Raw genomic sequence first — 26,469 nt, 5'->3', positions numbered from 1 at the left:
TAGAATGGATACTGAGTTTTCAAAGAGTGAGGCTCCCTTTAAGGGAGCCCATCATCCTCATAGCGATGGAGGAGGCTCCACAGGTATATTTGGTACATCATCTAACAAAAATAGTTCCTCTAAAGCGTCAAACGCTCCGGCAGGGGTGTGGAAAGTCGGAAGGCTGTCAATGGGACTTTTCCTCGTCCTGCTGGGGGGCATAACGTTTGCCTCCAAGTTTTGGGGAGCGGGCATACTGGACCAGGCTTTGACCTGGTGGCCTGTCGTTTTTGTTTTGCTGGGATTGGAAATTTTAATGTATACAGCTTGGAAAGGGACGCGTGAGCGCATTCGTTATGATTTATTCAGTATGTTTATTACGGCGGTATTGGTTTTTTGCTGTATCGGATTTGCTTTGGTCAGTTCATTGGGGATCACTCCGCAAGTCAGAGAAATAATGAGTTCGGTTCAGGAAACAAGGGTTCTCCCAGACTGGCATGAAAAACTGCCTGCCGGAGTGACCAAGGTGATTGTACAGGGAGAAGATCCTTATGCGGTCAAAATTGATGCAACCACCTCACCGGAGGTGCATGTGTTCGGGAGTTATGTATACACAGGCAAAGAGGACGAAATAAAGGGGCAAGATTTATATCAGACCAAGCAAATCGGCGATACCTTGTATGTATTACTGGGTCAAATTCCGACACGTTTTATGCAGACTCAGCAGCAGCTTGATGTTACGATTGCTGTACCTGAGGGAATTACGGTTACTGTGCGCGATAGCCGAGGAAATATAATTGAAAAATAGGGAGATCTTCCGGCTCCAACTTTACATTTCGTATCATTCACGCGATACTGAAAGGGAAGCCTGAGATGTCATCCATGTCGCTAGCTAATGGTGTATTTGCTTATCAGGCGAAACTTGATGATGTGCAGTCGAATAGCGATTGTGATCGGAAATGAGGGAGAAAAATGATTTCGTTGAATCCTGACACGCTTACAGGGCGTGAAAATTATAAGCTGTTGACCGGAAGTATCATCCCAAGGCCGGTAGCCTTTGTAACGACTTTGAGCAGTGAAGGGGTGCTGAATGGTGCGCCATTCAGTTATTTTTCCATCGTAGCTTCTGAACCGCCACTGCTGTCTGTATCCGTACAACGTGTTGATGGAGTACCCAAAGATACAGCACGTAATGCGATGGAGCATAAGGCTTTTGTCGTACATATCACAGACGAGGACAATGTGGGAGCGGTGAATGTGACGGCTTCCCGTCTGTTGCCGCAGGAGAGTGAGGTTACACTGGCAGGCCTTACCCCGGTCAAAAGTACAAAAATCGAAGTTCCCGGTGTGGCAGAAGCGAAAATACGTATGGAATGTATTCTGGAACAGGTAATACCGTTGGGAGGCAAGGAGGACACACCTGCCTGTGATCTGTTAATCGGACGCGTAGTGCAGTATCATTTGTCCGAGGAAGCGTATCAAAATACGTATGTGATTGCTAAGGAGTTGCGTCCAGTAAGTCGCTTGGCTGGGAACAACTATGCGAAGCTAGGAGAGCAATTCACGCTGGAGCGTCCCCAATAGGGGGCGTTTTTTTTACAGCATATCCAAAATTATATCAGAAGGATTCTTATTCATCATATTTCCTTTTATGTCGCTAGTAGAATAGAAATACCCTTATTATAAAAAAAGAGAACGTTCCTGTGCTATCGCTTAGGCTCCGTTCTCGATATTCAATGACCACTTTTACAAATAAGGATACGCATCTTTGATATTTATGAGTTTATTTACTTCAAAGTTTTCAGCAGCAGGGAGCGATAGGTCGTTTCAAACAAAAATTCAAACGCCTCCAAATGCTTTTTGGCCTCAAATATATCACTGCCCCACGCATAAATGCCGTGGTTACGCAATAAAATTCCAGGCACCTGATCATTCAGCACACCGGGCACCAGCTTGGCAATCGAAGCAATATCTGCGTAATTAGGCAGCACAGGAATATCAATCGCAGCATTTTCTTCCCAAATGTTAAAAGCCTTGATCAGCTCAATACCTTGGATAGGTACAGCACCTTGCTCACCGTAATATTCGGAAATCAGATTGTTAAACACGGTATGCACATGAAAAACGGCTCCGCAGCCTGTCAGGCGGTAAATTTCGCAATGTATAAGCGTCTCTGCGCTTGGCTTGAGGTTTGTCGCTTCTGCCGCTTTTCCGTACTGGTCTACGAACAGAAAATCTTCCGGAGTACGCTTGGTTTTATCCTTGCCGCTGGCGGTGACTGCAAAATAAAATTGTTCGGGATGAAAGTCACCGATTCGGATCGACAAATTGCCGCTCGTGCCTGGGAACCAGTTGCGAGATGCGAATAGTTCTTTGACATCAGCGAGTTCTTCAAGTGCGTGGCGTTTTTCTTCCAATGAAATGTCTGCCAAGTTAAAACTCATTTACAGCACCCCTTGCTCCTGTTTTTGCTTTAAATCCTCGACAATGTCATCAAATGTTTCAAAGGGTACATGTGGTACGCCAAGCTCTTGACACTTTAAAGTCAGATGCGAACGGGAGTACACAAGATCGGCAATTTTAGCTCCTTCAAAATCGGTCAGGCTGTCGCCGATCAAAATCCGTTCGTATTGTTCGGAAGGGTATTGACGAATCACAGTCGTTTTACACATGCCACAATCATTTGTACACGGTTCCTCACAAGGATGCGGCCACGTAATCTGGATGCGATCCCCGGAAAAATCCGCTCCGTTGCAATAGATGTGGTCGTGTGGAATATCGAAGGGTTTTAACAATGGATCAATAAAAAAATCAATGCCGCCACTGGTGACGAAAAATTGGATCTTCTGCTCTCGTACATAGTCCAAAAAGCGTGCAAAGCCCTCGCGTATACCAGCTTGTCCAAGTACATATGAGATAATTTCGTCCTTTTGCTCCGAAGACATGAGGGCAAACATCGCACCTACGCCTTCACGAATAGATGTATGCCCATTTACGATCTGATGCATGATGGGCTCACAGCCTGCAGGCTGAAAATGCTTCATAATGGCGACAATATTGTCGCTGTTCGTAATTGTCCCGTCAAAATCGCAAAAAATGACGGGCTTCTTTGCTATGCTCATCGTTCGCCTCCCCATGTGTCGAGCGCAGATTGCAGCTCGGGGTGAGTGCGGGCGTATTCTGCCAGCGGGACATTTTGCTGTACCGCTTCAATCGCCTGCACAAAGGCGCGCCCACCAGCTTCTGTACCCAGCGGATGACCGTGAATTCCGCCCCCGGCGTTGACAACCACGTCAGTACCAAAGTCACGTACAATTAACGGCACGAGGCCCGGGTGAATCCCTGCGGAAGGGACCGGCATACTGGCCTTCAGCGGTAGATCAGGGGTGATCAGCTCATCGCGGATCGCCATGTTTTCCTCACGCGGCATTGTCACTGAGCCGTAGGGAGAAGGGAAGAGGACGAGGTCAGCGCCAGCCAGCCGCATAAGCTGACCGAGTAGGACGGACGCCGAAATACCATAATACGGCGATGGATAAGCAGCTCCCGCCAACGAAGGATGGGCTGCAATCGGCACCGAGACGGTAGGATCGCTGCTAAGTTCATGCAGCACATCGTAACCGTAGGCCAACACGTTAAACAGTAACGCGTTGGCACCCGCATCAATGGCCTTGAGAGCTTGCGCCTTAAGCTGCGAGGTTGGCCCCGTTAAATTAGCGGCATACAGCAGCTTTTTACCGGTTTCACGCTCAGCCGCTTCGGCGGCTTTGATGCAGGCTTCAACACGTTTTTCAATCGGCGTCAGCACATTTTCAAACAAGATCTCGTCGTCCTTGATCAAATCAACGCCACCGAGAGCCTGCCGTGTAAACTGTTCACGAAGTTCGTCCAAATTGAGTCCAATCACAGATTTGAAAATGCTCATGAGTAGAGGGCGATCATGCACGCCAAGCTGCTCGCGCAAGCCGCTGATACCGAATTTCGGTCCCGGGAAAGCAGAGCGGAATGCTTCCGAGAAACCGAGCTTCGTTAGCTTAATTCGACCGTCCATCGAAATTTTGCCGAAGACCGTGACCAGCAGTGCGGGAATATCCCGGCTGAAGTTGACATCCGGGTAAGCGATGGTCAGGTCGGCGTACCGTTCACCAGGACCTCCATCGTGAATATCCACAGAATGAACAGAGCCAAGATGCTTTTGCATCGCGTCCCGTTTGGCTTGCGGGAGCTCAGTCCAGCTGCCCACCGTCATGCCGATGGCAATAGATTGGGCCTTTTGGTTAAAATCGGCTTTGTCATCGTATACCCGGTAGGTCGCCAAGCAATAGCTCATTCAATTCCCTCCTTGAGTACAGCTCCCATCTCGCGGGATCGTTCAGCGCACCGCTGCACCGCCGCAATCACCGTTTCGTAGAAGTCACCTTTGTCCAGCATTTCCAATGCAGCTACCGTAGAGCCATTAGGAGACATGATTTTGTGGCGAAGGGCAGAAGGCTCCTCTCCGGTTTGCTGCACCATGCGTGCCGCTCCAAGCGCGGTTTGCACCGTTAGTTCGTGCGCTTGCTCAGGGGTCAAGCCACCACGGATTCCCCCGGCAATCATGGCTTCCATCAGGTAGTAGACATAGGCAGGGCCGCTTCCAGATATCCCGGTCAAAACATCCATTTTCTCTTCTTCTATAACCGTTACCGTACCTACAGATTCGAACATCGTAAGCACGTTTTTACGCTGGTTTTCGCTGATCTCCTTGGAAAAGCTAATGCCTGTGGCTCCCAGCCCAATTGAGCTGGATGTATTGGGCATCGTCCGTGCGATCGGCTGCTTGCGACCCAGCAACGTTTGCATCGTACGAATGGACAATCCGGCGATTACCGAAATGATCAGCTGCTCATCAGACAGCAGTGGGCCGAGCTGTCCAAGTGCTTGTGCAGCATCCTTGGGCTTCATGGCAAGCACAAGGACCGGAGAACGACGCAGAAGCTCGGTTTTGGCGGCATCCTCGGTTTGGAACAAGACTCCATATTGCTTTTGAAGTTCTTCAAGGCGAGCCTGATTACTGCGGTTGATGACGGTAATACCACTACGTTTGACGACAGAACGAGCCGTCATTCCGCGAATAATAGCCTCTGCCATTGATCCTGCCCCGAAAAATGTAATTTGCTCATTAATTAAAACCTTTGATTGTGATTCACACATAGATTCATAACCTCCAAGGATACAGATTGATTTATGTTATTATTCCCTGATTTGTCCAGTACCGTACACGCGATATTTGGTTGAAGTCAAGGCAGGCAATCCCATTGGGCCGCGGGCATGTAATTTTTGTGTGCTGATTCCGATCTCGGCACCAAACCCAAACTCGAAACCATCCGTGAAGCGAGTGGATGCATTGTGATACACGGCTGCCGCGTCCACTTCTTGCAGAAAACGCTCGACATGGGCTTTGTCCTCGGTGACAATGCACTCTGAATGCATCGTGCCGTAACGGGCAATATGCTCCAGTACTTCGTCCAAATTGTTTACGACCTTGACGTTCATAATGTAATCATTATACTCGGTGCCATAATCCTCTTCAGTGGCAGAAACAGCCCAAGGAGCCAATTCTCGTGTGCGTGCGCAGCCGCGCAGCTCAACCCCCGCATCCCGAAAGCGTTCTGCCAATCCTGTTAAGTGTACTTGTGCAAAATCCGAGTGTACGAGCAATGTTTCCATCGAGTTGCACACGGACGGTCTTTGCACCTTGGCATTGAGTGTAATCGCTTCGGCCATTGCTGCATCCGCTGTAGCGTCCAAAAAGGTATGGCATACACCAGCCCCGGTTTCGATGACAGGTACGGTAGCGTTCTGAACAACGTTTTGAATGAGTGAACGCCCGCCGCGTGGAATAATTACATCCAGCAAGCCGTTCAAGGTGAGCATTTCGTTGACCGAGGCACGGTCTGAATCTTCAATAAGTTGAAGTGCCTCGCGTGGCACGGCTGTTGCGTCTAGCGCCTGCTGGAGTACTTCGATAATCTTGCGGTTGGAGAAGAGGGCTGCCGAACCACCGCGCAGCACAACCGGATTGCCTGTTTTCAAGCACAGGCCCGCCGCATCTACGGTTACATTTGGACGCGCTTCATATATGATGCCGATGACACCCAGCGGTACACGTATCTTCTCAATTCGTAGACCGTTTGGGCGTTCAATTTGCTCAAGCGTGTCGCCGACCGGGTCAGGCAGTGCCACAATTTGGCGTAGTCCTTCGGCAATAGCCCCGATTCGATCCTCGGTCAGCTTGAGGCGGTCGAGCAGCGACTCGGATGTTCCCTGTTCCCGTCCACGTTTCAGGTCATTATGGTTTGCTGCAATCAGCTCTTCAGTATGATTTACTAGAGCTTCAGCCATAGCAAGCAATGCTTCGTTTTTCTGTGCTGTAGTTAGGCGGTTCATGACCCCGGCACTTTTTTTGGCAAGATTGGCTTTGGTTCGTACTTCGCTAAACTTATTCTCCTCGGTTGCAGCTGTGTTAGTCGTTAAATCACTCATATTACGGCCTCCCTACATACATAATGTAATCCATTCATCCCTGTGGATCACCTCAAGCCGGTGAATGGGACCAATTTTGCCCACAACCTCGCCGCTGGGTAATCCTTGTACAATTCGGAGCTGTTCATCGTCATAATTGACGATGCCGCGTCCTAACACTTTATTTTCCGGTCCGAGCACCTCAACGACATCTCCGGCATGAAAGCTGCCTTCGACACGTCGTACGCCAACCGGAAGTAGACTGTGTCCTCCGTGAACCAACGCTTCCTCGGCCCCTTCGTCTACATGCACCGCGCCCAGAGGGGTGGACATAAATCCAAGCCATTGTTTTTTCATCGGAAGTGAAGAGAGGTGAGTGTCAAAATAAGTTCCCGGTCCGTGTCCTTCGACGGCTGCTTCTAGATCGCCATTCGCGCTTACACGTCCCACATATACAGGCACACCGCCGCGTGTAGCGACTTTGGCAGCTTCGATCTTGGATCGCATGCCGCCAGTACCTACAGATGATCCAGAACCTCCAGCTAATGCATAAATCTCCTCTGTAATTTCTTCGATACGTTCAAAACGTACGGCATTCGGATGCTTGCGCGGATCTGCCGTGTATACGCCATCGGTGTCCGTAATGATAATTAGATGCTGCGCTTTGACCAGATTGGCAACCAGCGCGGACAGCATATCGTTATCGCCGAATTTCAATTCGTCAATCGATACAGTATCATTTTCGTTAAAGATCGGGATAACCTGCTGGCGCAGCAATTCTTCTACGGTCATTCCGGCATTATTCATCCGTTTGCGGCTCAAAAAGTCACTACGGGTCAGTAGAACCTGCGCGATCACTAGGCCAAAATCTTTAAAAGCCTGCTCATAGGCCTGCATGAGAAGAGCTTGACCCACAGCCGCTGCCGCCTGCTTTTCATGCAGTAGCTTAGGGCGAAACGGGTACCCAATCTCTCTGAATCCGGCGGCTACTGCGCCTGATGTAACCAGCAGCACTTCATGACCTTTTGCACGAAGCAAGCTGATTTCCCGGGCAAAATAAGCGATGGCTTCCCGATTCAAGCCACCTTCCACTCCAGTTAGAGAGCTGCTTCCGATTTTAATGACGATTCGTGTTGACAAGACGTCCACTTCCTTAATTTTACTCTTTTTAATGCAAAAAAACTTCCATCCTTTGTATGCAAAGGACGAAAGTTTGTGCTTCCGCGGTACCACCTTCATTGATGATTCATGATCATCCCACTTGAAACCTGTTAACGGCAGGGACCGCCTGATTGCGCAGGGCGCTCGGGGATAGGAGTTGGGAGAGAGTCCAGGTAAATTCTTGCAGCCTATCGGAATTTACTCTCTGAACAGGACCGAGTCTCTCTTAATAGTCCCTTCAACGCGCTAAATGATATTGGATACAGAATACCACGAAAAGACCAGGTTTGGCAAAGAAGTTGTAGCTGGAAAATACGGCTTAACCAAACAGGTTTAGCTTGCCAATTCGATCAGCCGCCTCGGTCAGTCGAGCTTCTGAGCTCAGCAGTCCCGCTCGCACATATCCTTCGCCGCCACTCCCGAAGCCGATCCCTGGAGCGACAGCCACCTTGGCTTCCCGCAACAACAGATCAGCAAAAGAAGTGGAAGTATAGCCCTGCGGCACAGGCAACCAACTGAAAAAGGAGCCGCTTGGGCGCGTCGCCTTCCAGCCTATTTGCCCAAGTGCATCATAAAAAGCGTTACGGCGTGATTCATAGCGGGCTACCAGCTCGCCTACGCAGTTCTGCGAGGCCGTCAAGGCTGTCGCCGCCGCTGCCTGAATGCCGCCAAACAAGCTTACATAAATATGATCCTGCAGCAGATTAATCATCGAGATGATTTCGGCATTACCGAGCGCGAAACCAACACGCCAGCCTGCCATATTGTACGTTTTGGACAAGGTATAGAACTCAATCCCCACGTCTTTAGCACCCTCAGCCTGTAGGAAGCTTACCGGACGTTCGCCATCAAATCCAATAGCGCCATAGGCGAAATCACTGGCAACTACAATACCGTTACGTTGCGCGAATTCAACCGTATCCTCGTAAAAGGAAAGTGGAGCCGTTGCCGAGGTTGGATTATTCGGATAGTTAAGGAACATTAACTTGGCGCGGCGGCGGTCTTCCTCGGAAATGGCTTCATAATCGGGCAGAAAACGGTTCTCTTCTTTTAATGGGAGAAAAGACATTTCCGCTTTAGCCAAGGCTACACCAGACCAGTAGTCCGGGTAGCCGGGATCAGGGACGAGACACATATCGCCGGGATTGAGTAAGACTTGCGGCAGCTGAACCAAACCCGTTTTTCCGCCAAACAGGATGGCGACCTCGGTTTCAGGGTTGAGCGTCACACCGTAATCCTCCTGATAGCGCTGGGCAACGGCTTCCTTGAGAAAGCTGTAACCGCGAAATGGCGAATATTTATGATACAGCGGATTATCCGCTGATTCCTGCAAAGCTTTTACAATATGAGAAGGAGTGGGAGTGTCGGGGTTCCCCTGTCCGAGATTAATGACATCATGCCCCGCCGCGATTTCACGGTTTACATTTTGTACAAGTGTGGCAAAAAATTGAGTGGGTAACTGTTTCATGACGTCAGCGGAGGGAATAGAAAAATGAGTCATCAATTCACACGACCTTTTGGAATAGTTTAAGAAATAATCTATCACGATTTTACCGAGTTGTATAGGGGGAATTAAGCTTGCGTGGTTGCGTAATCCAGACTGATCGGGCTATGATGGGAGAAAATACCGGACAATGGGCCACGGGAAGCTCTGGCTCACAAGGAGGATGAAGGATTTTGACGTATCAGGAAGCTCAGCCGTTCAGTGTTGCACTCATACAAGCTCACATAGAGATAGGAAATCCCTCGGAAAACCGCAGTCATATCCGAGCTTTAATGGAACAAGCGATGAAAGTCGAACTGAAGCCGGATCTGATTGTCCTGCCGGAAATGTGGAACACAGGCTATGCCTTAGATCGCATTCATGAGCTGGCGGACAAGGAAGGGACGGAGACTCGGGCATGGATAGCAGCATTCGCTGCCACCCATGAAGTGAACGTAGTAGCTGGGTCGATCGCAGAGAAAAAAAGCGACGGTCATGTGTATAATACGATGCTCGTTTTTGACCGAACAGGCAGAGAGGTTGCTTCGTATTCCAAGATTCATCTATTCCGACTTATGGATGAAGAAAAATATTTGCAGCCTGGCGAAGAAAAGATTTTATTCGCACTGGATGGCGGGATTCGGGCAGGTGCGTCGATCTGCTATGATATTCGTTTTCCTGAACTAGCCCGTAGTTTGGCCCTGTCGGGCGCAAATTTGCTGATCGTACCCGCAGAATGGCCTCATCCCCGACTTCATCACTGGCGCACCTTGCTAACCGCACGTGCAATAGAAAATCAAATGTATGTCATTGCTTGTAACCGGGTAGGTCGCAGCGGAGATACTGATTTCTTCGGGCATTCGCTTATTATTGATCCATGGGGAGAAATCATTGCGGAGGGCGGAGAGCAGGAGGAGATCATCACAGGAACGATTGAGTCTGCCTTAGTGCAGGACGTACGTGGTCGTATTCCGGTGTTTGAAGATCGGCGTCCCTCACTGTATGACCGATAATCAGTGTAGAAAGGAAGACTCCATGCTTAAGGAACGCATTGAATTTTTGTGTAAAAAGAAAAATCTGTCCCGTAAAGAGCTGGTAGACGGGCTAGTGACACCCGCACATTTTGCAAATATACTGGCTGACCGTTACCCGTTGGCAGAGGATTTGGCCGAGCAAATTGCTGGGCGTTTAGGTGTAAACCCATCCTACCTTTTGCGTGTAGCGGCAGAGGATGAGGAGACGCTGGCTACAGCGGATAAGATTTTCACAGAGTTGTCCAAGCTGGCAAATCCTGCCACGGAAAGCTATGTGGATCTACTGGAGGATCGCAACGATTCGCTTGTGGTGGAAATGACGACTTATTTGATGAAGGCCGTTTATTACCAGCAATTAAATGACCCGACGGCCTATGAATATTTACATCAAACCTATTTGAATTTTTATTTGGAGAAGTTTGGTCGTTCGGATGAGGTAGAGCTGCCCGCACCGCTAAAAAAAGCAATTTTATTTTATAAAATCCAGTATTTCCGCTCGAAAAATCATTATTATGATGTGCTGAATAACGTTACGCAGCTAAGCCGTCTGGTGGAAGAGGGGACGGAAAACTGGCTGAATGCGCAAAACATTATGATGGAGGCCTGTATTCAGGTTAAGCAATTTGATCAGGCGAAGCAGGTATTCGAGCAGACGATGCGCAGGGTATATGATGATCGGCTTTTTCACCGATTGACGGGCCTGTATGTGGCTTACAGCGGATATTGTTTTGCTATGGGTTCTGTACAGGAAGCACTGTTAACGTTGTCTATGGCTGAGGCCAATTTGGTGTATTTGGAAAATGCGGCAGATATGCTCACGACCATCTTGAACAACCGGATTATAATGCTGACATCGATTGGCGAGCTGGATAAGGCTTTGGAGGAAGTAGCGCGTTTTGAAGCGCTGGTGAGCCGGGAGCGGGAGGAAATGCAGCAGATGATGCTGCCCGTTACGCTAATTTATCGCTGTGAGATTGCCTTTTCGCGAAAAAATTGGGGGCTTCTCTCACAGCATTTGGATCAACTGCGTAAAACAAATCTGACAACAGATCAGCAAATGGGGCTTGATTTTTATGAGAGCCAACTGGCGCTTGCCCAAGGGAATCAGGACACCTTTTGGATGCATGCCTTGCAATGCTTGCCTTATTTTGAAGCTATCCAGCACCCAGCGCGGCTTGAACAGTTATATGAAACGCTGGCAGTTGTGTCCGAGGACAGTCGTCGTTATAAAGAATCATCGGCGTATTATCGCAAATTGGTCTATCTTTTGCGTAAAAAATAGCCTGAATTCACTGGTTTTTCACAAAACTATCGGATGATCGTGCGAATGAATACTTCGAAGTGCGCGAAATTTTGTGCAAACCGTGCCAAAGTTCAAAAATAAACCGACAAAATACAGGTTAAAGCTCCTGTTTTTCCGGTTTTTTTGTATGCGCCAAAACGTATTGTGATGTCAGATACCGTCTTCTATACTGAATTCATAAGGTACGACAATACAAAATACGAGGTGCAACCACATGATGAACTTTTTCGGTAAGAAGAAAAAACAGCAGGATGCGATAGAACATGCAGATCAACTGATGAATAAAGGTTTGTCCGGATTATTTATGAAAGGTTTAGTACCCAAAGAGCATCGGGAACAGATTAACCAAAGCCTAAACTCGGCAAGACAAGCTCAAACGGCGGCTAACTGTGGTTTGGCGATGGCAGCGACTGCGGTTGTTATTTCGGTAACAGATACCGGGAAGCTCGTGAATTTTGATCCGATCGTGGTGCTAGTGCTAGATGTGACGGAAGTAAACGGTAATAGATATCCAAAAACGTTGGAAACGCTCGTATCCAAGCTGCAAATTCCGCGGCCTGGAGATACGGTGGGTCTGGGGAGCAATCCGGTAAATTCATCGGAGCTGATTTATATGGGTCTGGTGACAGCATAAATGAGTAGGTCGTTTCACCTTTCTGGCTGACATATAATTTGAACAGATGATTGAAAAAGGGGTTTTGGAGGATGAAAGGATTTTTAAGTATGATCGGGGTACTTTTGGTGTTTGGTGTAGGCTTCTCACCATTTTTGGCAAACTATTTATGGGATGATCCATTTGTGATTATGGATGCCCCGTGGTATAGGCCGTTAATTTATATAGGCTTTGCGCTTATTTTTCTACCTGGCATTTTAGGTGTGTTTTTTGGAGGCGGTAAGGTCAAGAAGGGTGTTCCTGGGGTAGGGATTATTACAAGTGTTCAGCAAACAGGGACTTATGTAAACAATCAGCCGCAGGTAAAGCTCGGATTGACTGTAACCAAACATGGAGAAGACAAATATGATACTGCTTTGACGACGATTATTCCTTTGACTTCCATGGCTCAATTTCAGCCAGGCTCGATCATTCCGTTGGTCGTATCGGAGATAGATAAATTGAAAGTAGGACTTGACCTGAAAGGGCAGGTGTCGCAGACGGATTTGCAAGCGTTAATGAATGAGCAAATGGTCAAGCAGGGAGTATCGCCTGAGCTGATGGAAATTGCCAAAACCGGTGAGCAGGCATATGCGAAGGTGCTGGATGTCACACCCATGGGGGAAGCAGGACCTAATAAAATTAAGCTTCAATTTACGCTGAGTGTTACGAAAAACAACGGCGATACATTTAATGTAACCACGCAAAAGGATGTTTTTTCTTCCCAACTATCCAAGCTGCAGCAGGGAAGTATTATAGAGGTCATTTATTCACCTCAAGATCCTTCGAAATTGGTCTTTAAAACACAAGTGAGTGAAGCCGAGGTACAGCAAGCATTTGGTTCTTCTCGATAATAAAAAAATTTTTCGATACCTGTTTCAGTTACAGCCCATAGGTGTATTATAATAGTATCCCGACACCAGGAGGTTGATAACGATGGATAACCAAAGTAGATCCGAACTGGCGAATAGGGATGGCCTGTCACGGCCGAGAGGCTTAAATAGACAGGTTGTCGGAAACAATTATGAAATGGGCTATGATCAGGATAAAAGTCCACCAAATTTAGGGAGACCCTGATCACAAAAAGGCGAGGACAGGCACTTTGGGATCACACAGCACATTGGAACTGAGGTAGGACATTCTTGGGAGACCAAGGCTAGAGACCTTAAGGAAAGAAGTGATGCGGGATGGATAAAGTGGAGTTTCCGAGCAAGCGTAAAGTAATCAGGCGAGGCTGACATGAAATTCAAATGAACATGAAATTCAAATGAACATGAAATGTGGTTCGTTAAGGACAGATGGAAGCAACATCGCAACAGTGTAATCGAACCCGTAAAGTAAATGAAGTATTGAAAGTATAGGGGCGAAGCCCCGGGACCGTCTTCTTCTCTGGCTTTGGCTGGGGAGGAAGACGGTCCTTTTCACATTCGAAGCTACTTTTGAGAAAGTTGCTCGACCGTTTCTCGGAAGGTATCAATAAAGGCTTCGGCAGCTTTAGACAAATAACGTCCGTTTCGGTAGGCAATGGCCAGGGTACGGCTAGGGGTAGGTTCGGCGAGTGGCAATAATGCTGGAACAAACTCGCTGCTGGCGGCCCGGGCGATAAAACGGGGGACGAGTGTCACCCCCATACCTGTCGCTACGAGCGATTGGAGCGTCTCCATATTAGTGCTCTCAAACACCACATTGGGTTCAAAGCCAGCTTGATGACACAAGTCCATCGTCAGCTTGCGAAAGCCTTGCCCTTTTTTCAGAACGACAAAAGGCTCATCTTTCAGTTCTTTCATATGCACAGGCTGCGGATGGTCTCCGCTTTTACGCAGGGCTAGGGGGTGACCCGGAGGAACGGCAAGATCAATCCACTCTTCACCGATCGGCACATAGGAAAGTGTAGGTTCTACTAATGGAAGAGATAGCAGGCTGAGATCTGTATCCCCACTGGCAGTTTTTTTCTCCAAATTCATGGATGAATCCTCGACCAACACGATTTCAATGTCCGGATGAGCTTTCTTGAATACAGGCAGCACATGCGGCAGCAAATGGGAACCTGTGATGGGCATACTGCCAACCACAACCTTCCCTTTTCGCAGTTGAGAAATGTCGTCCATTTCCTGCCGGAGCTGCTCGACTGCATCGACTATTTTTTTTGCCTTTTCCACAAAATTTGCTCCTGCATGTGTTAATTCCACCGTGCTGGTGTTACGTTGAAATAAAAGTACCCCAAGTTCTTTTTCCAGTTTGGACAATTGTTGGCTCAAAGAGGGCTGAGCAATATGCAGTTTTTCTGCTGCGCGTGAGAAGTTTTTTTCCGCTGCAATTTGCAGGGTGTAATGAAGTTGTCTGAATTCCATCGAGTTTTAAACCCCTTTTATACGCTTTTATTATGGTTGTCGGCTTATAAGCTTTACCTATTACTTCATAGACTGATTATACAATAATATAATGAAATTCCCAATCCCATATGAACTCCATGTGTTCACAAGCTGGAAAATCCCTATGTTTACTTTTATCTTTGATTTTATAAATTATGGTATTTAATTCTGTTTGACATGGCAAATGGGTTCATCCATAATATTATTCATATTAAAACAATATGTTTTATTGGGGAAAAGGGGAAAATGGGATGTCCAAACTTATTGTATCTTTTAGGAAACCGTTTTTGGTTGGATCTTTAGCATTTCTTTTATTGGTTCTCGTGGCAGGATGCTCCGGCTCCAAAAATGATGCAGATAAAAATACAAACGCAACTAACCCAAGCACAACCGCTGATCAACCTGCGGAAGGGGGAACCTTTACATATGGCCGCCCGGCTTCCGTAACCTCGTTTGATTTGCATAATCAGATTACATCAAATAATGCTTTTGCTATCGACAAAGTATTTGAGCCACTAGTCGCCTTTAACAGTGATGGAAAAATTGTGGATTGGCTTGCAGCGTCGCACAATATTAGCGCGAATGGATTAACCTATACTTTTGTTTTACGCGATGGCTTGAAATTTTCAGACGGTAAAGGAGTTACTGCCGAGGACGCGGTTTTTTCAATTCAGCGTCATTTGAATGTAGGAGGTCCTCTTGCAATAGCGGCACAGGTGGCTTCGCTTTCGGCTCAAGATGAAAAAACACTTGTAATTAAGCTTAAGGCGCCGTATACGCCGTTTATTTCTGAACTCTCAAACTTTTCCAACGGCATCCTTCCAAAGGATTTCGGCGGTGTCTCGGAAAAAGAATTCTTTAAGAATCCGGTCGGTACCGGTCCCTTCGTCGTTAAGAAATGGGATTCTGCCGGTGATCTTACTTTCAGCAAAAATAAATACTATTGGCAGAAAGGCAAGCCATATATCGATGAACTTGTCTACAAGCTCATTGAAGATGACAGCCAAGCGATTAACCAGCTGAAGGCTGGCGCGATAGATGCTATTGAGTCTGTAGCTCTTGAAAATGTAAATGAATTAAAACAAGGAACTGATACCAAGGTGGCGACCAATGGAAGCTGGGTGACAGAGCAATTGTTCTTCAATACCCTGGACGAGCATTTTTCGGATGTGCACGTTCGCCGTGCGCTGGCGTTGGCACTTGACCGTAATGGATTGACCAATGCGGTTACCTTTGGTTTCGCAAAGCCAGCCAATTCGCTTTTGCCGCCAGCCATTCCCTACAATACGAACGATACGATTAAAGCGCTCAGCTTTGATACGAACGCTGCCAAAGCAGAGCTTGCAAAATCAAAGTTCCCTAATGGGTTTTCTACAAAATTGCTCATTGCCTCTGGTAACAACTCAAGAACTCAGGAGGCACAGATTATTCAGGCGGCTGCCAAAACGATCGGCATAGACATTCAAATCGAGTCTGTTGAGTTGGCCTCATTCCGCGAGCGTTTCTTTGCCTATGATTTTTCGGCAATGATCAACAGCGGACAGGCGGATTCTCCAGAAGCCAACTCGATCCTCGCTTTCCAGACAGACCCGGAAGGCTTTAGCAAGTCGTACTGGACTCATTACACGAACAATGAAGTTACCAAGCTCCTGCACGAGGGGCAAAAAACACCTGATGGGGAAGAACGTGCGGGAATTTACGCCAAGCTTCAACAAATCCTTGCAGATGAGGTACCTTACATCCCGCTTTATTATCCGGATATTCTGAAAGGTGTTCGTTCTTCCATTGATGGCCTGGTCGTGCTTCCCAATAACAGCGTTCGTTTTGAAGATGTACGTGTGAAAGGTAATTAGATCCTTGACGGCCCACAATTTTTTTAAAAAGTCTGCCGGATTGTCTGCAAATCTAACTTCCCCACACAAATGGCTTGTGCGCGCTATGATAAGAGCGGCATCAGTAGTCATCTGTGTGGTGGTGACAGTCTTCTTCATCATAAGGCTGGTGCCGGGAGACCCCGCCAAAATGATTCTGGGGGAATACGCCACAGCTGAGGCTATTGAGAGTATGCGTCATAGGTTGGGGCTGGATCGTTCTCTTTGGGAGCAGTTTATAGGCTTTGTGCACAATTTCTTTACACACGGTGATACCGGCGTTTCGATTGTTTTTGAGACTTCTTCAAGAGAGTTGATTGCTGAGCGGGCCCCTGTGACGCTGCTGCTCATTGCAATGACCTGTCTTTTTTCCATCATTGTTTCGCTGGTGCTGGCCACCCTTGCGGCAACACATAAAGACGGACTGCTTGACCACATTATACGCATCTTGCCTGCTGTAACGCTCGGTATGCCGATTTTTTGGGTTGGACTGCTACTGATTCTGGTATTTAGCGTTCGGCTTCGCTGGTTTCCCGTTGGGGGAGTCGGCGAGGGCTGGCTTGGAATCTTGTACAGTCTCGCCCTTCCAGCGATCACTGTCGGATTGTCGCAAATTCCCTCGCTCGTTCGTTCTTTAAGAGCGCAGATGCTGGAAGTGCTGGAATCTGATTTTGTTGTAACCTTGAAGGCGGCGGGAATCCCAGACCGGGTTATATTGGTAAAGCATGTCCTGCGCAATTCCGCTCTTCCCGCTCTTATGCTGCTTGGCGTAAACATTGCCTACCTGATGGGCGGCACGTTGGTAATTGAACAGGTTTTTGGTCTCAAGGGTATCGGAAGCCTGTTATTTTCAGCCATTTCAAACCGAGATTTTCCTGTTATACAGGGGATTGCTCTTTATTGTGCGATATCTGTGGTCATCATCGGCTTCGTGATTGAGGTTGCTTCTGGGTATCTTGATCCCAGGACGAAAGGAGAACAATGAAACGCACGCAATTAGATCTTCAGATTCAGAAGGCGGGGCATAGCAACCGCTCTTGGGGAAAAATACTAAATACTCCATCTCTTTTATGGGGCAGTATTATGTTTGCGTTACTCATAGGTATTGCAGTGTTCGCACCGGTTATTAGCCCCTACCAGCCTTCTGACCAAAATATTTCGGCAACTTTACAACCTCCGTCCTTCGAACACTGGCTGGGAACCGATCAACTGGGGCGTGATTTGTTTACACGGCTGATCTATGCCGCACGGACTGATTTGAAGATTATGGTGCTGGCGGAGATCATCCCTTTTTGTATGGGGGTGTTTCTGGGAATGCTTGCCGGGTATTATGGTAAATGGGTAGACACGGTTATCACGCTTTTGACCGATACGTTTATTGCGTTCCCTTTTTATTTGATTGTAATTATAGTGGCGTTTGCAAGCGGTACGGGTGAACAGGGAATATACATTACATTTATCCTGGTTGGCTGGATTGTATACGCGCGCGTGGTCAAGGGTCTTAGCGCATCATTTCGCAAGCAGGAATGGATAGCCGCTGCAAAAACTCTGGGAATCCCGGATATTAAAATCATACTGCGCCATCTTCTTCCGAATGTGTTACCGCAAGCGGTGGTAGTGCTTATGACGGACATGGCTGTTCTGCTTGTGGCCATTGTTACGCTAGGTTATCTAGGTATCGGCATTGCGCCGCCAACTCCGGATTGGGGAACTATGATTTCTGATGGACAGCCCTTTATATCTACTAAGTGGTGGCTTTCAGCAATCCCGGGTTTTGCGGTAGTATATACAGGGATAGCCTTATCCCTTGTGGGCGATGGGCTAGCAGATATATGGAGAAGAAAATGAATGCTATGAATCCAATTTTAGAAGTGGAAAATTTGTCGCTCGCGACGCAATCGAATCATAAATTGGTCACCGATGTGAGTCTCAAAGTTGAAGCGGGCGAAAGTATAGGACTTGTGGGGGAATCCGGATCTGGAAAATCGCTCACGCTTCGCTCCATCATAGGGTTGCTTCCCTCCGGTATTGAACAAGTTGGCGGGAATATTAGGAGCAATGGCAGATGCGCAATGATTTTTCAAGACCCGATAAGGGCACTTGACCCTCTTTGCCCGGTGGCCCGGCAGCTTGCCGAGGTTGTGTACTACAGGCAGAAGGTGAGCCGGAAGGTCGCGCGTACAATAGCTTTGGAACTGCTTGAAATGCTCGGTCTTCCCGATTCCTTAAAGCATACTGACCGTTACCCCCGCCAGCTTTCAGGCGGCCAGTGTCAACGTATTGTTATTGCGATGGCTTTGGCGTGCAAGCCGGGCATCCTTCTTTGTGATGAGCCAACAACTGCGCTTGACGTAACGGTTCAACGGCAAATACTTGACGTTATTTCACGTCTTCAAAAGGAGCTGGGTTTTGCCATGGTGTTTGTTACGCACAATCTTGCCGTAGCTGCTTCGATGTGCTCAAAGCTTTGCGTTATGAAAGAGGGAAGAATCATAGAGCGGGGAGACACTTTGCCCCTTTTACAGAACCCGCAAAATCCGTATACACAGTTGCTGATAAGCTCAGTGCTTCCTCTCCCGGATCTTGAAAGGAGCACGGATTTATGAAAACAGCCTTGCGGATAGAAAATATAACGGTTGCTTATGGTAAGTTCACCGCGCTTGATCAAGTAAGCCTGGAGCTACAGGAGCGTACCACGCTTGGTCTTGTGGGAGAATCGGGTTCAGGAAAGTCTACCCTCGCGCGGGTAATAGCCGGGCTGATCGCCCCGGATGAGGGCCGGATCATGCTGGGTTCTCAGGTACTGGGCAAGCGACGGAGCCGGGAGCAGCATAAAAGAATACAAATGGTTTTTCAAAACCCGGATTCCTCGCTAAATCCAAAGCATACGATCAGGCAAATTCTTGCCGAAGCCTTACTTTTTCACAAGATTGCTGACCGAGCTCAAGTGGACAAGAGATGTAGGGAACTGCTTACACGTGTTCACATCGATGAAAGTGCCCTTGGCAGATTTCCTCACGAATTTTCCGGTGGTCAGCGTCAGCGGATAGCAATTGCCCGCGCATTAAGCGTTGAGCCAAGCATACTTATCGCAGATGAACCAACGAGCGCACTGGATGTTTCGGTACAACGGAGTATGCTTGAACTGTTGAGCACACTCAAATCGGAGCTTAATCTTACGATGCTTTTTATCTCTCATGACTTGGGAGTTATAAATGCTATAAGCGATATTGTTGCTGTAATGCGGCAGGGGAAGCTGGTTGAGATCAACTCCAAGGAGAAATTCTTTTCTCGTCCTGAAACGCCTTATAGCCGTGAGCTTTTGTCCGCTGTTCCCAAAATGCCAATATCCCATTCTGCAGGAGGTATTTATGAGTCAAAATAATAAAGGATTTGTACCTCTTACAATATCGGAGTTTGATACGCTAACTAACTTGCTCTCCAAACTCCTGTCCACCCAAGAATCCCCGGTAATCATACCGGGCGAGGCGATCCTGGGAATTGAAGCCATAGCAGCAGGCATATCTGCGCCCGACCGTAAAATTCTAAACATTGTGACAGGTCCATATGGAACGATTTTTGGTAACTGGCTTGCGCGTGGCGGAGCAGAAGTCATCGAACTCAAAACATCTTTTGATGAAGTGGTAACTGTAGATGAAGTCGCCGCAGCGATTGAGCGATATAACCCATGTGCGCTTTCTTTTGTGCAGGCGGAAGTGGTCACAGGAGGCTCTAATCCAACAAGGGAAATAATGGAGCTTGCGCGTCAATCAAACATTTTAACCGTGATAGATTCAGTTTCTGCAATCGGGGGCGAACCGGTGCTTATGGACGAGTGGGGAATTGATTTTGTAGCTGTAGGGGCGCAAAAAGCACTATCCGGGCCTAACGGGATCAGCGCTGTGGGGATTTCTCCCCGTGGCTGGGAGTTTCTGGTCTCCAACGACAATGCGCCGCGCAATTCCATACTGTCTTTGCTTGACTTAAAGCGTTCCCCTAATCATGTGACGCCCGTGCGAGTTCCTGCCAACATCCCTGTTTTGGAAGCCCGTGCGCTTATAGAGGCATTAAAGCTTATTGAAGAAGAAGGTCTGGAAGCGGTCAACCGCCGCCATCGTTTAACTACATCTGCTGCAATTTCTGGCATTAAAGCCTTGGGCCTTGAACCGTGGCAGCGGAATAAAGATAGCTACTCAACGTTGACTACAACGGTTCGGATTCCTCAAGGCGGTAATTTCAATATCGAACAGCCCATAGGCATTGTCGCACCCGGAGATGGAGAATTACATAATAAACTCTTACGCATTAACCATTTTGGGGCAAAGGCAAATCAACAAAGTGTTGAAGAAGCTATCCAAACGCTTGCTGAGCTTGTACATCAAGACCCTTATCATGCGCTTGCCGCCCAAAGGTTAATTTGGGGGAATGAAGATGGAAAATAAAATTCAAAAAGAGTTAACCTACAAAAATATATTTGTGGCGGGGATTGATGGGAAACGATTCGATATAACAATCACCAATGGTCGTTTTTCGTCCATTGCAGAGTCCTTATCCTCGCATACTCAACAAAATGGTCCAGATGGCGATTTATGGATTAGCCCCGGCGTAATTGATCTTCATACGCATTTGGCATGGACGGATTTTAATCATACTGACCAAGAGAAGCGCGATGAACTGGAGATCGAAGTGATGCAGGCGCAAGCCTTTGAGGCTACTTTCCAGGCTGGAGTGACTTCAGTGCGTGATGCAGGTGGGCTTTTGCCAAGTACGGTGAAGCATATAGGTCAGCATTATAGCCAGCCTTTAAGAGTTTATACCAGTGGTGATATGCTTGGAGCCGGAGACGCACGAGGTCTTAAGCATTTGGAACGGCGGGTAACAGAAATTATTGATTCGGGGGCAAGTTGGATTAAAATTCTTGCAACGGGGGGACTAGGCTCGTCGCCAGATACAGTGCTGAACCCGATTTTTTCTGAGGAAGAATTCTCTTTTATTGTGCGTAGCGCCCATGCACGCAACATAAAAGTCATGGTTCACACCTGGGGCGGACCTACTGTGGATTGGTCTATTGACGCTGGAGTGGAATCTATAGAGCATGGAATGTATTTGACCGAGGATCAAGCCAACCGGCTTGCGCAATCCAGAACAGCCTTTGTGCCTACTGCTTCCATCTATCGTATTGCTGCAGACCCTGCTGGAGTTCTTTCACTCGACAGGGAAATTTGTGATCGCGCCGCCCGCGCCGCCGAAGCCCACCCCAAAGCCGTTAGCTATGCCAAAAGAGCAGGCGTACGAATTGCGTTCGGTACAGATTTTGCCACACCTTCGTTACATGGACGTAACCTTGAGGAATTAGACACACTCATAGACTGTGGATTAACTCGAAAAGAGGCCTGGCAGGCTGCCACGGAGTTCGCCGCTGAAATTTTGGGATATGGGGACAGATTGGGACGTATAAAAGAAAACTACACAGCAGATACAATCCTTTTTAATGCTGATCCGTATAAGTCACAAAACGCCAAAGCACTCCGTGAAAGTATCGTATCGGTAATTCAGGGACGATTTGAGTGAGACCAATACTCCAGAGAGCATCTTTAATATAGTTAGACAATCCCCTTAACATTCTCCTGACAAAGTATGATTAGACTTAGTTCTGATTGTACAATAAAGTGTCTGGGAGGAAATTGAATGCTAAAATGTTGGGGGATACATACGAAAAAATCGGTGGCTGCACTCGTAGCGACTATGATGCTAGCAGTAAGCGGTGGGACGGCGATGGCAGTCGAAAAGGACACGTCGATTAAAAACGTAATTATTTTGATTCCAGACGGTATGGCTAATGACGCCACTGCACTGGCTAGATGGTACAAAGGATCTTCCTTAACTTTAGACAGCATGGCAAGCGGCATGGTGCGTACGCATTCTGCGGATGCTCCGATTGCCGATTCTGCTCCAGCGGGTACTGCTTTTGCCACAGGACATAAATCTCATACTGGGTATGTAGGTGTCCTTCCTGATGAAGCGACAATGCCTGGACAACAACCCATTGCAGCGGGTGACGCCAAAAAGCCTGTAGCTTCGATTCTTGAGGCTTCCAAGCTGGCAGGGAAATCGACTGGAATTATTGCGACTTCGGAGATTATGCATGCGACACCAGCTGATTTTACCGCACATTATCCTGATCGTAAAAATTATGATGCACTCAGCATGCAGCAAGCCTACAACGGGGTTGATGTAGTGTTAGGTGGAGGCGGCAAGTTTTTGGAGGCAGCAGGGCGTAAAGATGGCCAAGATTTGGTAGCCCAAATTAAAGACCAGGGTTATGACTTTGTCACGACACCTGAAGGGTTGAAAAATTCGACCTCCAGCAAGCTCTGGGGCAGCTTTTCTCCCGAAGCCCTTGCGTATAACCTGGATCGCGATGCATCCAAGGAACCTAGTCTGGCAGAAATGACATCGAAAGCCATTGATGTGTTGTCCAAAAACGATAAAGGCTTCTTCTTAATGGTAGAAGGCAGTAAGGTGGATTGGGCCGCCCATGCAAATGATCCAACCGGAATTATTAGTGACGTGCTTTCGTTTGACGATGCAGTGAAAGTTGCTGTGGATTACGCCAAACAAAACCAAAATACAGTCGTCGTAGCAGTGACAGACCACGGAAACGGTGGATTGACGATTGGTAGCAGCGATACAACTAGCAATTATGACAAAACACCTTTAGCTTCTTTTATAGATCCACTGAAAAAAGCGAAGCTGACAGGTGAAGGCTTGGAAGCCAAGCTGAATGCAGATCGCAGCAATATAAAAGAAGTGCTTTCCACGTATTTTGGCATCACCGATTTGACAGACGAAGAAGTGAAAACCATTAAAGATGCCAAAGAAGGCAGCATGAACTATGCTGTCGGACCAATCATTAGCAAACGTGCGAATATTGGCTGGACTACAGGCGGACATACAGGAGGCGATGTCGTGTTGTACACGTATGCGCCGAACGGAGACCGTCCAACCGGTGTAATCGACAATACTGATGTCAATAAATATATGACACGTGTACTTGGACTGGATTTGGATACGGTCAGCAAGCAGCTTTTTGTTCCTGCAAAAGCCGCTTTTGAAGCTAAAGGAGCCAAGTTTACTGCGGACACGAAAGTTATTACGGTGACCAAAGGCAGTAACAAGCTGGAGCTTCCGGTATACAAAAATGTCGCTACGCTGAATGGTAAAAATACCACGCTCAACGGTGTAGTTGTATTTAACGGTGTTGATTATTTTGTACCCCAGCAGGCGATTGATTTGATTCAGTAATAAGAGAACCATCAACAAAAGCTGTTTCTTCCCTTATTAGGAGGAGACAGCTTTTTTGTGTGTTGATATAAATGTGTATTTTTTGGGGCAGAAGTTGGGGGAGGTTTTTATAAAATGGGATTTTTTGTGAAACTAATCACGTTACATCTTCTCCGATATTGCTAGAATAATACATGTACGGTACAAGCCGCTGATGATGTGAAGTCCGGATGGACGAGGGAAGAAGGGATGAGTCACGGACGATTTATTACTGCGTCTGGCTGACGGCAAGGAATGGACGCATACGGAAATGATGGAGCTGCTGACACGTCTGGATGATGAGCCAACGCTTCGGGCTCAACTGCGCCACCTGGCAGCTCGCACCAAATTGGAGCGCTATGGCAAAGGTGTTTTTTTACGGGGATTAATTGAATTCTCCAGTATATGTCGTCAGGACTGCATGTACTGTGGGCTGCGCGCTTCGAATAAACAGGCAGATCGTTACCGTTTGCAGCCAGAAGAAATTCTGGCCTGTTGTGCGGAGGGGTATGAACTCGGTTATCGGACCTTTGTGCTGCAAAGTGGGGAAGATTACTGGTTTACAGCAGCACGGCTGACGAAATTGATTCGCGAAATTAAAAGCCGTTTTGCGGATGTGGCGGTTACACTGTCCATCGGTGAACGGGATGATGAAACTTATGAGCAATTATACGAAGCGGGCGCGGACCGTTTTTTGCTGAGGCATGAGACAGCTTCCCCCCGTTTGTACGCCAAGCTGCATCCGACGATGACGATGGAAAGCAGGCGCAGCCGTCTGCTGGCTTTGCAACGAATCGGCTTTCAGATCGGGGCCGGATGTATGGTGGGGTTACCAGGACAAACGAATAGTGAATTAGCAGACGATTTGGTCTATTTACACAGCCTATCACCAGATATGATCGGGATTGGCCCTTTTTTACCGCATAGCAACACGCCGCTTCGGGATGCCAGTCAGGGGAGCATGGAAAAGGCACTCGATATTATTTCGTTATCCCGATTGGTCGTTCCAGATGCACTTATTCCGGCGTCCACGGCAATGGGAACGATTCATCCCCAAGGCAGGGAGAAGGCGCTTCAGGCAGGGGCAAATGTGGTGATGCCCAATTTGTCGCCACTGGCGGTGAGACCTAAGTATGCGATTTATGAGAACAAAATATGTTTGGGCGATGAGTCTGCCCAATGTCGACATTGCCTGGAGCTGCGGATTCGGGGAGCGGGATTTGAAGTCGATATGGGGCGCGGCGATAGTTTGAGGGTGCAACGACAACTTATGAGACAGGAAATTTTGTGAGGCTACAACGGAAACATTGCAGTAACCATAAATAAGGAGATGGGTATACGTGAGTGGAGTACGGGAGAAAGTGTCGGCGGATTTTATTAATGAAGCAGAGATTATGGCAGCAGTGGAGCAGGGGAAACAAGAGGCAACAGATCGACACCGTATTTTAGAAATTTTAGAAAAGGGGAGAGCCTGCCGGGGACTGAGTGCGAGTGAAGCGGCGGCTCTTTTGCATGTGGATGATCCTGAATTATTGGAAGAGATGTTCAAATCTTCGAGGGCAGTCAAAGAACAAATTTATGGCAACCGGATTGTGCTGTTCGCCCCTTTATATGTAAGCAACCACTGCGTGAATAACTGCGAATATTGTGGTTATAAACATACCAATGACAGCTTTACTCGTAGCCGTCTGACACCGGAGGAATTGGTGGAGGAGGTTAGAGTGCTTCAAGAACTGGGACACAAGCGGCTCGTACTGGAAGCTGGGGAAGACCCAGTCCATTGTCCCATTGACTATATCGTCGATTGTCTGCGCCAGATCTATGAGGTCAAGGTAGATAACGGCAGCATTCGGCGGATCAATGTGAATATTGCATCCACAACCGAGGAGGACTATCGGAAGCTGGCAGAGGTGGGCATTGGTACGTATATTTTATTTCAGGAAACGTATCATCGGGAAAGCTATCGTAAATTCCACCTGCAGGGTCCAAAGCGGGACTTTGATTGGCACACCACCGCAATGGACAGAGCCATGCGTGCGGGTATAGATGATGTGGGGATTGGTGTATTGTACGGTCTGTATGATTTCCGCTATGAAACCGTAGCGATGCTGAAACATGCCGAGCACTTGGAAGAAGCTTTTGGGTGTGGTCCTCATACGGTTTCAGTTCCACGATTGCGTCCGGCTGAAAATGTAGACCTGGAGCGATATCCGTACCTGGTCAACGATGAGGATTTTATGAAAATTGTATCCGTTCTTCGACTGGCTGTCCCTTATGCTGGTATGATCCTGTCCACACGCGAGGAGCCGGAATACAGGGATCGTGTCATTGGTCTAGGCGTGTCGCAGATTAGTGCAGGTTCAGCTACAGGCGTAGGGGCATATGCAAAACAGGAAACTGATGATAAGCCTCAATTTGAGGTAGGGGATCATCGCTCACCATCGGAAATTATTAAAAGTCTGTGCCGTGGTGGATATATGCCGAGCTACTGCACAGCTTGCTACCGTGAGGGGCGAACTGGAGATCGTTTCATGGAGCTTGCCAAATCAGGACAAATTCATAATGTGTGCCAGCCGAATTCGCTGCTGACCTTCCAAGAATATCTGCTGGATTATGGGGATGAGGAGGCGCGTGAACTGGGAGCTGCCGCTCTGCGAGAGAATTTGGAGCGTATACCACGTGAATCGACGCGCCGTTTGACGCTTGACAGACTGGAGCGACTGGAAGCAGGCGAGCGTGATTTGTATTTTTAGCAATTTATATTATTCGTAGTATCATTTCACGCTA

At 47.8% G+C, this 26,469-nt stretch carries 25 protein-coding genes; 17 read left to right on the top strand and 8 right to left on the bottom strand.

Translation table 11 applies throughout. The features are described from left to right. The first annotated feature begins 4 nt into the window (after positions 1-4). Both KAI37_RS15110 and KAI37_RS15105 read left to right on the top strand, forming a co-directional pair. Positions 5-787, top strand: a complete 783-nt coding sequence (locus tag KAI37_RS15110) for a hypothetical protein (protein ID WP_220029772.1) — start codon at positions 5-7, stop codon at positions 785-787. A gap of 164 nt (positions 788-951) precedes the next feature. Further along, the gene (locus tag KAI37_RS15105; RefSeq protein WP_220029771.1) at positions 952-1,563 is read left to right on the top strand and encodes a flavin reductase family protein; all 612 of its coding nucleotides are present in this window, start codon (positions 952-954) and stop codon (positions 1,561-1,563) included. 203 nt (positions 1,564-1,766) lie between these two features. Here the strand turns inward: KAI37_RS15105 and KAI37_RS15100 are convergent, their stop codons facing one another. From KAI37_RS15100 to KAI37_RS15070, 7 genes are all read right to left on the bottom strand, one after another. Further along, positions 1,767-2,423, bottom strand: coding sequence for a methylthioribulose 1-phosphate dehydratase (locus tag KAI37_RS15100; RefSeq protein WP_220029770.1), 657 nt, complete (start codon positions 2,421-2,423; stop codon positions 1,767-1,769). After that, on the bottom strand, positions 2,424-3,101 hold the full coding sequence (locus KAI37_RS15095; RefSeq protein WP_220029769.1) for a 2-hydroxy-3-keto-5-methylthiopentenyl-1-phosphate phosphatase: 678 nt from the start codon (positions 3,099-3,101) through the stop codon (positions 2,424-2,426). Continuing rightward, complete coding sequence (locus tag KAI37_RS15090) at positions 3,098-4,309, bottom strand: 2,3-diketo-5-methylthiopentyl-1-phosphate enolase (protein ID WP_220029768.1); 1,212 nt, start codon at positions 4,307-4,309, stop codon at positions 3,098-3,100. The genes KAI37_RS15095 and KAI37_RS15090 overlap by 4 nt, the downstream gene beginning before the upstream one ends. Next, entirely contained in the window at positions 4,306-5,172 is an 867-nt protein-coding gene (proC, locus tag KAI37_RS15085; RefSeq protein ID WP_220029767.1) for a pyrroline-5-carboxylate reductase, read from the bottom strand. Before proC ends, KAI37_RS15090 begins: the two co-directional genes overlap by 4 nt. A 39-nt stretch (positions 5,173-5,211) precedes the next feature. Further along, a complete protein-coding gene (locus KAI37_RS15080) occupies positions 5,212-6,504 on the bottom strand; it encodes a glutamate-5-semialdehyde dehydrogenase (RefSeq protein ID WP_076293063.1) in 1,293 nt (430 codons plus the stop codon). 12 nt (positions 6,505-6,516) lie between these two features. Next, positions 6,517-7,722, bottom strand: coding sequence for a glutamate 5-kinase (gene proB, locus KAI37_RS15075; RefSeq protein ID WP_220029766.1), 1,206 nt, complete (start codon positions 7,720-7,722; stop codon positions 6,517-6,519). A 241-nt stretch (positions 7,723-7,963) separates the two neighbouring features. After that, positions 7,964-9,145, bottom strand: a complete 1,182-nt coding sequence (locus KAI37_RS15070) for a pyridoxal phosphate-dependent aminotransferase (RefSeq protein ID WP_220029765.1) — start codon at positions 9,143-9,145, stop codon at positions 7,964-7,966. Between the two features lie 176 nt (positions 9,146-9,321). Here KAI37_RS15070 and KAI37_RS15065 point away from each other — a divergent pair, with 176 nt between their 5' ends. The 5 genes from KAI37_RS15065 to KAI37_RS15045 all read left to right on the top strand — a co-directional run bounded on the left by KAI37_RS15065 (position 9,322) and on the right by KAI37_RS15045 (position 13,193). Next, positions 9,322-10,140, top strand: coding sequence for a carbon-nitrogen family hydrolase (locus KAI37_RS15065; RefSeq protein ID WP_220029764.1), 819 nt, complete (start codon positions 9,322-9,324; stop codon positions 10,138-10,140). A 22-nt stretch (positions 10,141-10,162) separates the two neighbouring features. Beyond that, a complete protein-coding gene (locus KAI37_RS15060) occupies positions 10,163-11,443 on the top strand; it encodes a helix-turn-helix domain-containing protein (RefSeq protein WP_220029763.1) in 1,281 nt (426 codons plus the stop codon). Between the two features lie 235 nt (positions 11,444-11,678). Next, positions 11,679-12,098 carry a hypothetical protein gene (locus tag KAI37_RS15055; RefSeq protein WP_220029762.1) on the top strand — a complete coding sequence of 140 codons (420 nt, stop codon included), beginning with the start codon at positions 11,679-11,681 and terminating at the stop codon, positions 12,096-12,098. Between the two features lie 71 nt (positions 12,099-12,169). Next, the gene (locus tag KAI37_RS15050) at positions 12,170-12,970 is read left to right on the top strand and encodes a hypothetical protein (protein WP_220029761.1); all 801 of its coding nucleotides are present in this window, start codon (positions 12,170-12,172) and stop codon (positions 12,968-12,970) included. Positions 12,971-13,052: 82 nt separating this feature from the next. Then, positions 13,053-13,193 (top strand): hypothetical protein, encoded by a 141-nt coding sequence (locus KAI37_RS15045; RefSeq protein WP_179085902.1) that lies wholly within the window; start codon positions 13,053-13,055, stop codon positions 13,191-13,193. Positions 13,194-13,549: 356 nt separating this feature from the next. On the opposite strand, the gene KAI37_RS15040 is transcribed toward KAI37_RS15045, so the two are convergent. Next, the gene (locus KAI37_RS15040) at positions 13,550-14,467 is read right to left on the bottom strand and encodes a LysR family transcriptional regulator (RefSeq protein WP_220029760.1); all 918 of its coding nucleotides are present in this window, start codon (positions 14,465-14,467) and stop codon (positions 13,550-13,552) included. 272 nt (positions 14,468-14,739) lie between these two features. Here KAI37_RS15040 and KAI37_RS15035 point away from each other — a divergent pair, with 272 nt between their 5' ends. The 10 genes from KAI37_RS15035 (at position 14,740) to hydG (ending at position 26,435) form a co-directional block, all read left to right on the top strand. Continuing rightward, positions 14,740-16,341 carry an ABC transporter substrate-binding protein gene (locus KAI37_RS15035; RefSeq protein ID WP_071641329.1) on the top strand — a complete coding sequence of 534 codons (1,602 nt, stop codon included), beginning with the start codon at positions 14,740-14,742 and terminating at the stop codon, positions 16,339-16,341. A 40-nt stretch (positions 16,342-16,381) separates the two neighbouring features. Then, entirely contained in the window at positions 16,382-17,344 is a 963-nt protein-coding gene (locus KAI37_RS15030) for an ABC transporter permease (protein ID WP_441952461.1), read from the top strand. Then, positions 17,341-18,207, top strand: a complete 867-nt coding sequence (locus KAI37_RS15025) for an ABC transporter permease (RefSeq protein WP_104411472.1) — start codon at positions 17,341-17,343, stop codon at positions 18,205-18,207. Before KAI37_RS15030 ends, KAI37_RS15025 begins: the two co-directional genes overlap by 4 nt. Beyond that, the gene (locus KAI37_RS15020; protein WP_071641325.1) at positions 18,192-18,965 is read left to right on the top strand and encodes an ABC transporter ATP-binding protein; all 774 of its coding nucleotides are present in this window, start codon (positions 18,192-18,194) and stop codon (positions 18,963-18,965) included. The genes KAI37_RS15025 and KAI37_RS15020 overlap by 16 nt, the downstream gene beginning before the upstream one ends. Continuing rightward, on the top strand, positions 18,962-19,744 hold the full coding sequence (locus KAI37_RS15015) for an ABC transporter ATP-binding protein (protein WP_071641323.1): 783 nt from the start codon (positions 18,962-18,964) through the stop codon (positions 19,742-19,744). The genes KAI37_RS15020 and KAI37_RS15015 overlap by 4 nt, the downstream gene beginning before the upstream one ends. Beyond that, complete coding sequence (locus KAI37_RS15010; RefSeq protein ID WP_220029759.1) at positions 19,731-20,801, top strand: pyridoxal-phosphate-dependent aminotransferase family protein; 1,071 nt, start codon at positions 19,731-19,733, stop codon at positions 20,799-20,801. Before KAI37_RS15015 ends, KAI37_RS15010 begins: the two co-directional genes overlap by 14 nt. Further along, the gene (locus KAI37_RS15005) at positions 20,791-21,930 is read left to right on the top strand and encodes an amidohydrolase family protein (RefSeq protein ID WP_220029758.1); all 1,140 of its coding nucleotides are present in this window, start codon (positions 20,791-20,793) and stop codon (positions 21,928-21,930) included. The genes KAI37_RS15010 and KAI37_RS15005 overlap by 11 nt, the downstream gene beginning before the upstream one ends. Positions 21,931-22,047: 117 nt before the next feature. Next, positions 22,048-23,664, top strand: coding sequence for an alkaline phosphatase (locus KAI37_RS15000; RefSeq protein WP_220029757.1), 1,617 nt, complete (start codon positions 22,048-22,050; stop codon positions 23,662-23,664). 256 nt (positions 23,665-23,920) lie between these two features. Then, positions 23,921-24,973 (top strand): [FeFe] hydrogenase H-cluster radical SAM maturase HydE, encoded by a 1,053-nt coding sequence (hydE, locus tag KAI37_RS14995; RefSeq protein WP_256703270.1) that lies wholly within the window; start codon positions 23,921-23,923, stop codon positions 24,971-24,973. A gap of 49 nt (positions 24,974-25,022) precedes the next feature. Continuing rightward, entirely contained in the window at positions 25,023-26,435 is a 1,413-nt protein-coding gene (gene hydG / locus KAI37_RS14990) for a [FeFe] hydrogenase H-cluster radical SAM maturase HydG (RefSeq protein ID WP_013310651.1), read from the top strand. Positions 26,436-26,469: the final 34 nt, after the last annotated feature.

Source organism: Paenibacillus sp. S25 (assembly GCF_019454085.1).
Taxonomy (GTDB): domain Bacteria; phylum Bacillota; class Bacilli; order Paenibacillales; family Paenibacillaceae; genus Paenibacillus; species Paenibacillus polymyxa_B.
The sequence above is the reverse complement of the archived record's forward strand: the minus strand, read 5'-3'. Positions and strand labels throughout refer to the sequence as shown.

What these genes read in the sequence shown, in the direction of transcription:
- proB (WP_220029766.1), bottom strand. Translation starts at nt 7,722, where the DNA reads ATGAAGGTGGTACCGCGGAAGCACAAACTTTCGTCCTTTGCATACAAA.
- KAI37_RS15035 (WP_071641329.1), top strand. Translation starts at nt 14,740, where the DNA reads ATGTCCAAACTTATTGTATCTTTTAGGAAACCGTTTTTGGTTGGATCT.
- KAI37_RS15105 (WP_220029771.1), top strand. Translation starts at nt 952, where the DNA reads ATGATTTCGTTGAATCCTGACACGCTTACAGGGCGTGAAAATTATAAG.
- KAI37_RS15000 (WP_220029757.1), top strand. Translation starts at nt 22,048, where the DNA reads ATGCTAAAATGTTGGGGGATACATACGAAAAAATCGGTGGCTGCACTC.
- KAI37_RS15040 (WP_220029760.1), bottom strand. Translation starts at nt 14,467, where the DNA reads ATGGAATTCAGACAACTTCATTACACCCTGCAAATTGCAGCGGAAAAA.
- KAI37_RS15080 (WP_076293063.1), bottom strand. Translation starts at nt 6,504, where the DNA reads ATGAGTGATTTAACGACTAACACAGCTGCAACCGAGGAGAATAAGTTT.
- KAI37_RS15070 (WP_220029765.1), bottom strand. Translation starts at nt 9,145, where the DNA reads ATGACTCATTTTTCTATTCCCTCCGCTGACGTCATGAAACAGTTACCC.
- KAI37_RS15095 (WP_220029769.1), bottom strand. Translation starts at nt 3,101, where the DNA reads ATGAGCATAGCAAAGAAGCCCGTCATTTTTTGCGATTTTGACGGGACA.
- KAI37_RS15110 (WP_220029772.1), top strand. Translation starts at nt 5, where the DNA reads ATGGATACTGAGTTTTCAAAGAGTGAGGCTCCCTTTAAGGGAGCCCAT.
- KAI37_RS15010 (WP_220029759.1), top strand. Translation starts at nt 19,731, where the DNA reads ATGAGTCAAAATAATAAAGGATTTGTACCTCTTACAATATCGGAGTTT.
- proC (WP_220029767.1), bottom strand. Translation starts at nt 5,172, where the DNA reads ATGTGTGAATCACAATCAAAGGTTTTAATTAATGAGCAAATTACATTT.
- KAI37_RS15020 (WP_071641325.1), top strand. Translation starts at nt 18,192, where the DNA reads ATGGAGAAGAAAATGAATGCTATGAATCCAATTTTAGAAGTGGAAAAT.
- KAI37_RS15060 (WP_220029763.1), top strand. Translation starts at nt 10,163, where the DNA reads ATGCTTAAGGAACGCATTGAATTTTTGTGTAAAAAGAAAAATCTGTCC.
- KAI37_RS15025 (WP_104411472.1), top strand. Translation starts at nt 17,341, where the DNA reads ATGAAACGCACGCAATTAGATCTTCAGATTCAGAAGGCGGGGCATAGC.
- KAI37_RS15055 (WP_220029762.1), top strand. Translation starts at nt 11,679, where the DNA reads ATGATGAACTTTTTCGGTAAGAAGAAAAAACAGCAGGATGCGATAGAA.
- KAI37_RS15100 (WP_220029770.1), bottom strand. Translation starts at nt 2,423, where the DNA reads ATGAGTTTTAACTTGGCAGACATTTCATTGGAAGAAAAACGCCACGCA.
- KAI37_RS15045 (WP_179085902.1), top strand. Translation starts at nt 13,053, where the DNA reads ATGGATAACCAAAGTAGATCCGAACTGGCGAATAGGGATGGCCTGTCA.
- KAI37_RS15005 (WP_220029758.1), top strand. Translation starts at nt 20,791, where the DNA reads ATGGAAAATAAAATTCAAAAAGAGTTAACCTACAAAAATATATTTGTG.
- KAI37_RS15090 (WP_220029768.1), bottom strand. Translation starts at nt 4,309, where the DNA reads ATGAGCTATTGCTTGGCGACCTACCGGGTATACGATGACAAAGCCGAT.
- KAI37_RS15015 (WP_071641323.1), top strand. Translation starts at nt 18,962, where the DNA reads ATGAAAACAGCCTTGCGGATAGAAAATATAACGGTTGCTTATGGTAAG.
- KAI37_RS15050 (WP_220029761.1), top strand. Translation starts at nt 12,170, where the DNA reads ATGAAAGGATTTTTAAGTATGATCGGGGTACTTTTGGTGTTTGGTGTA.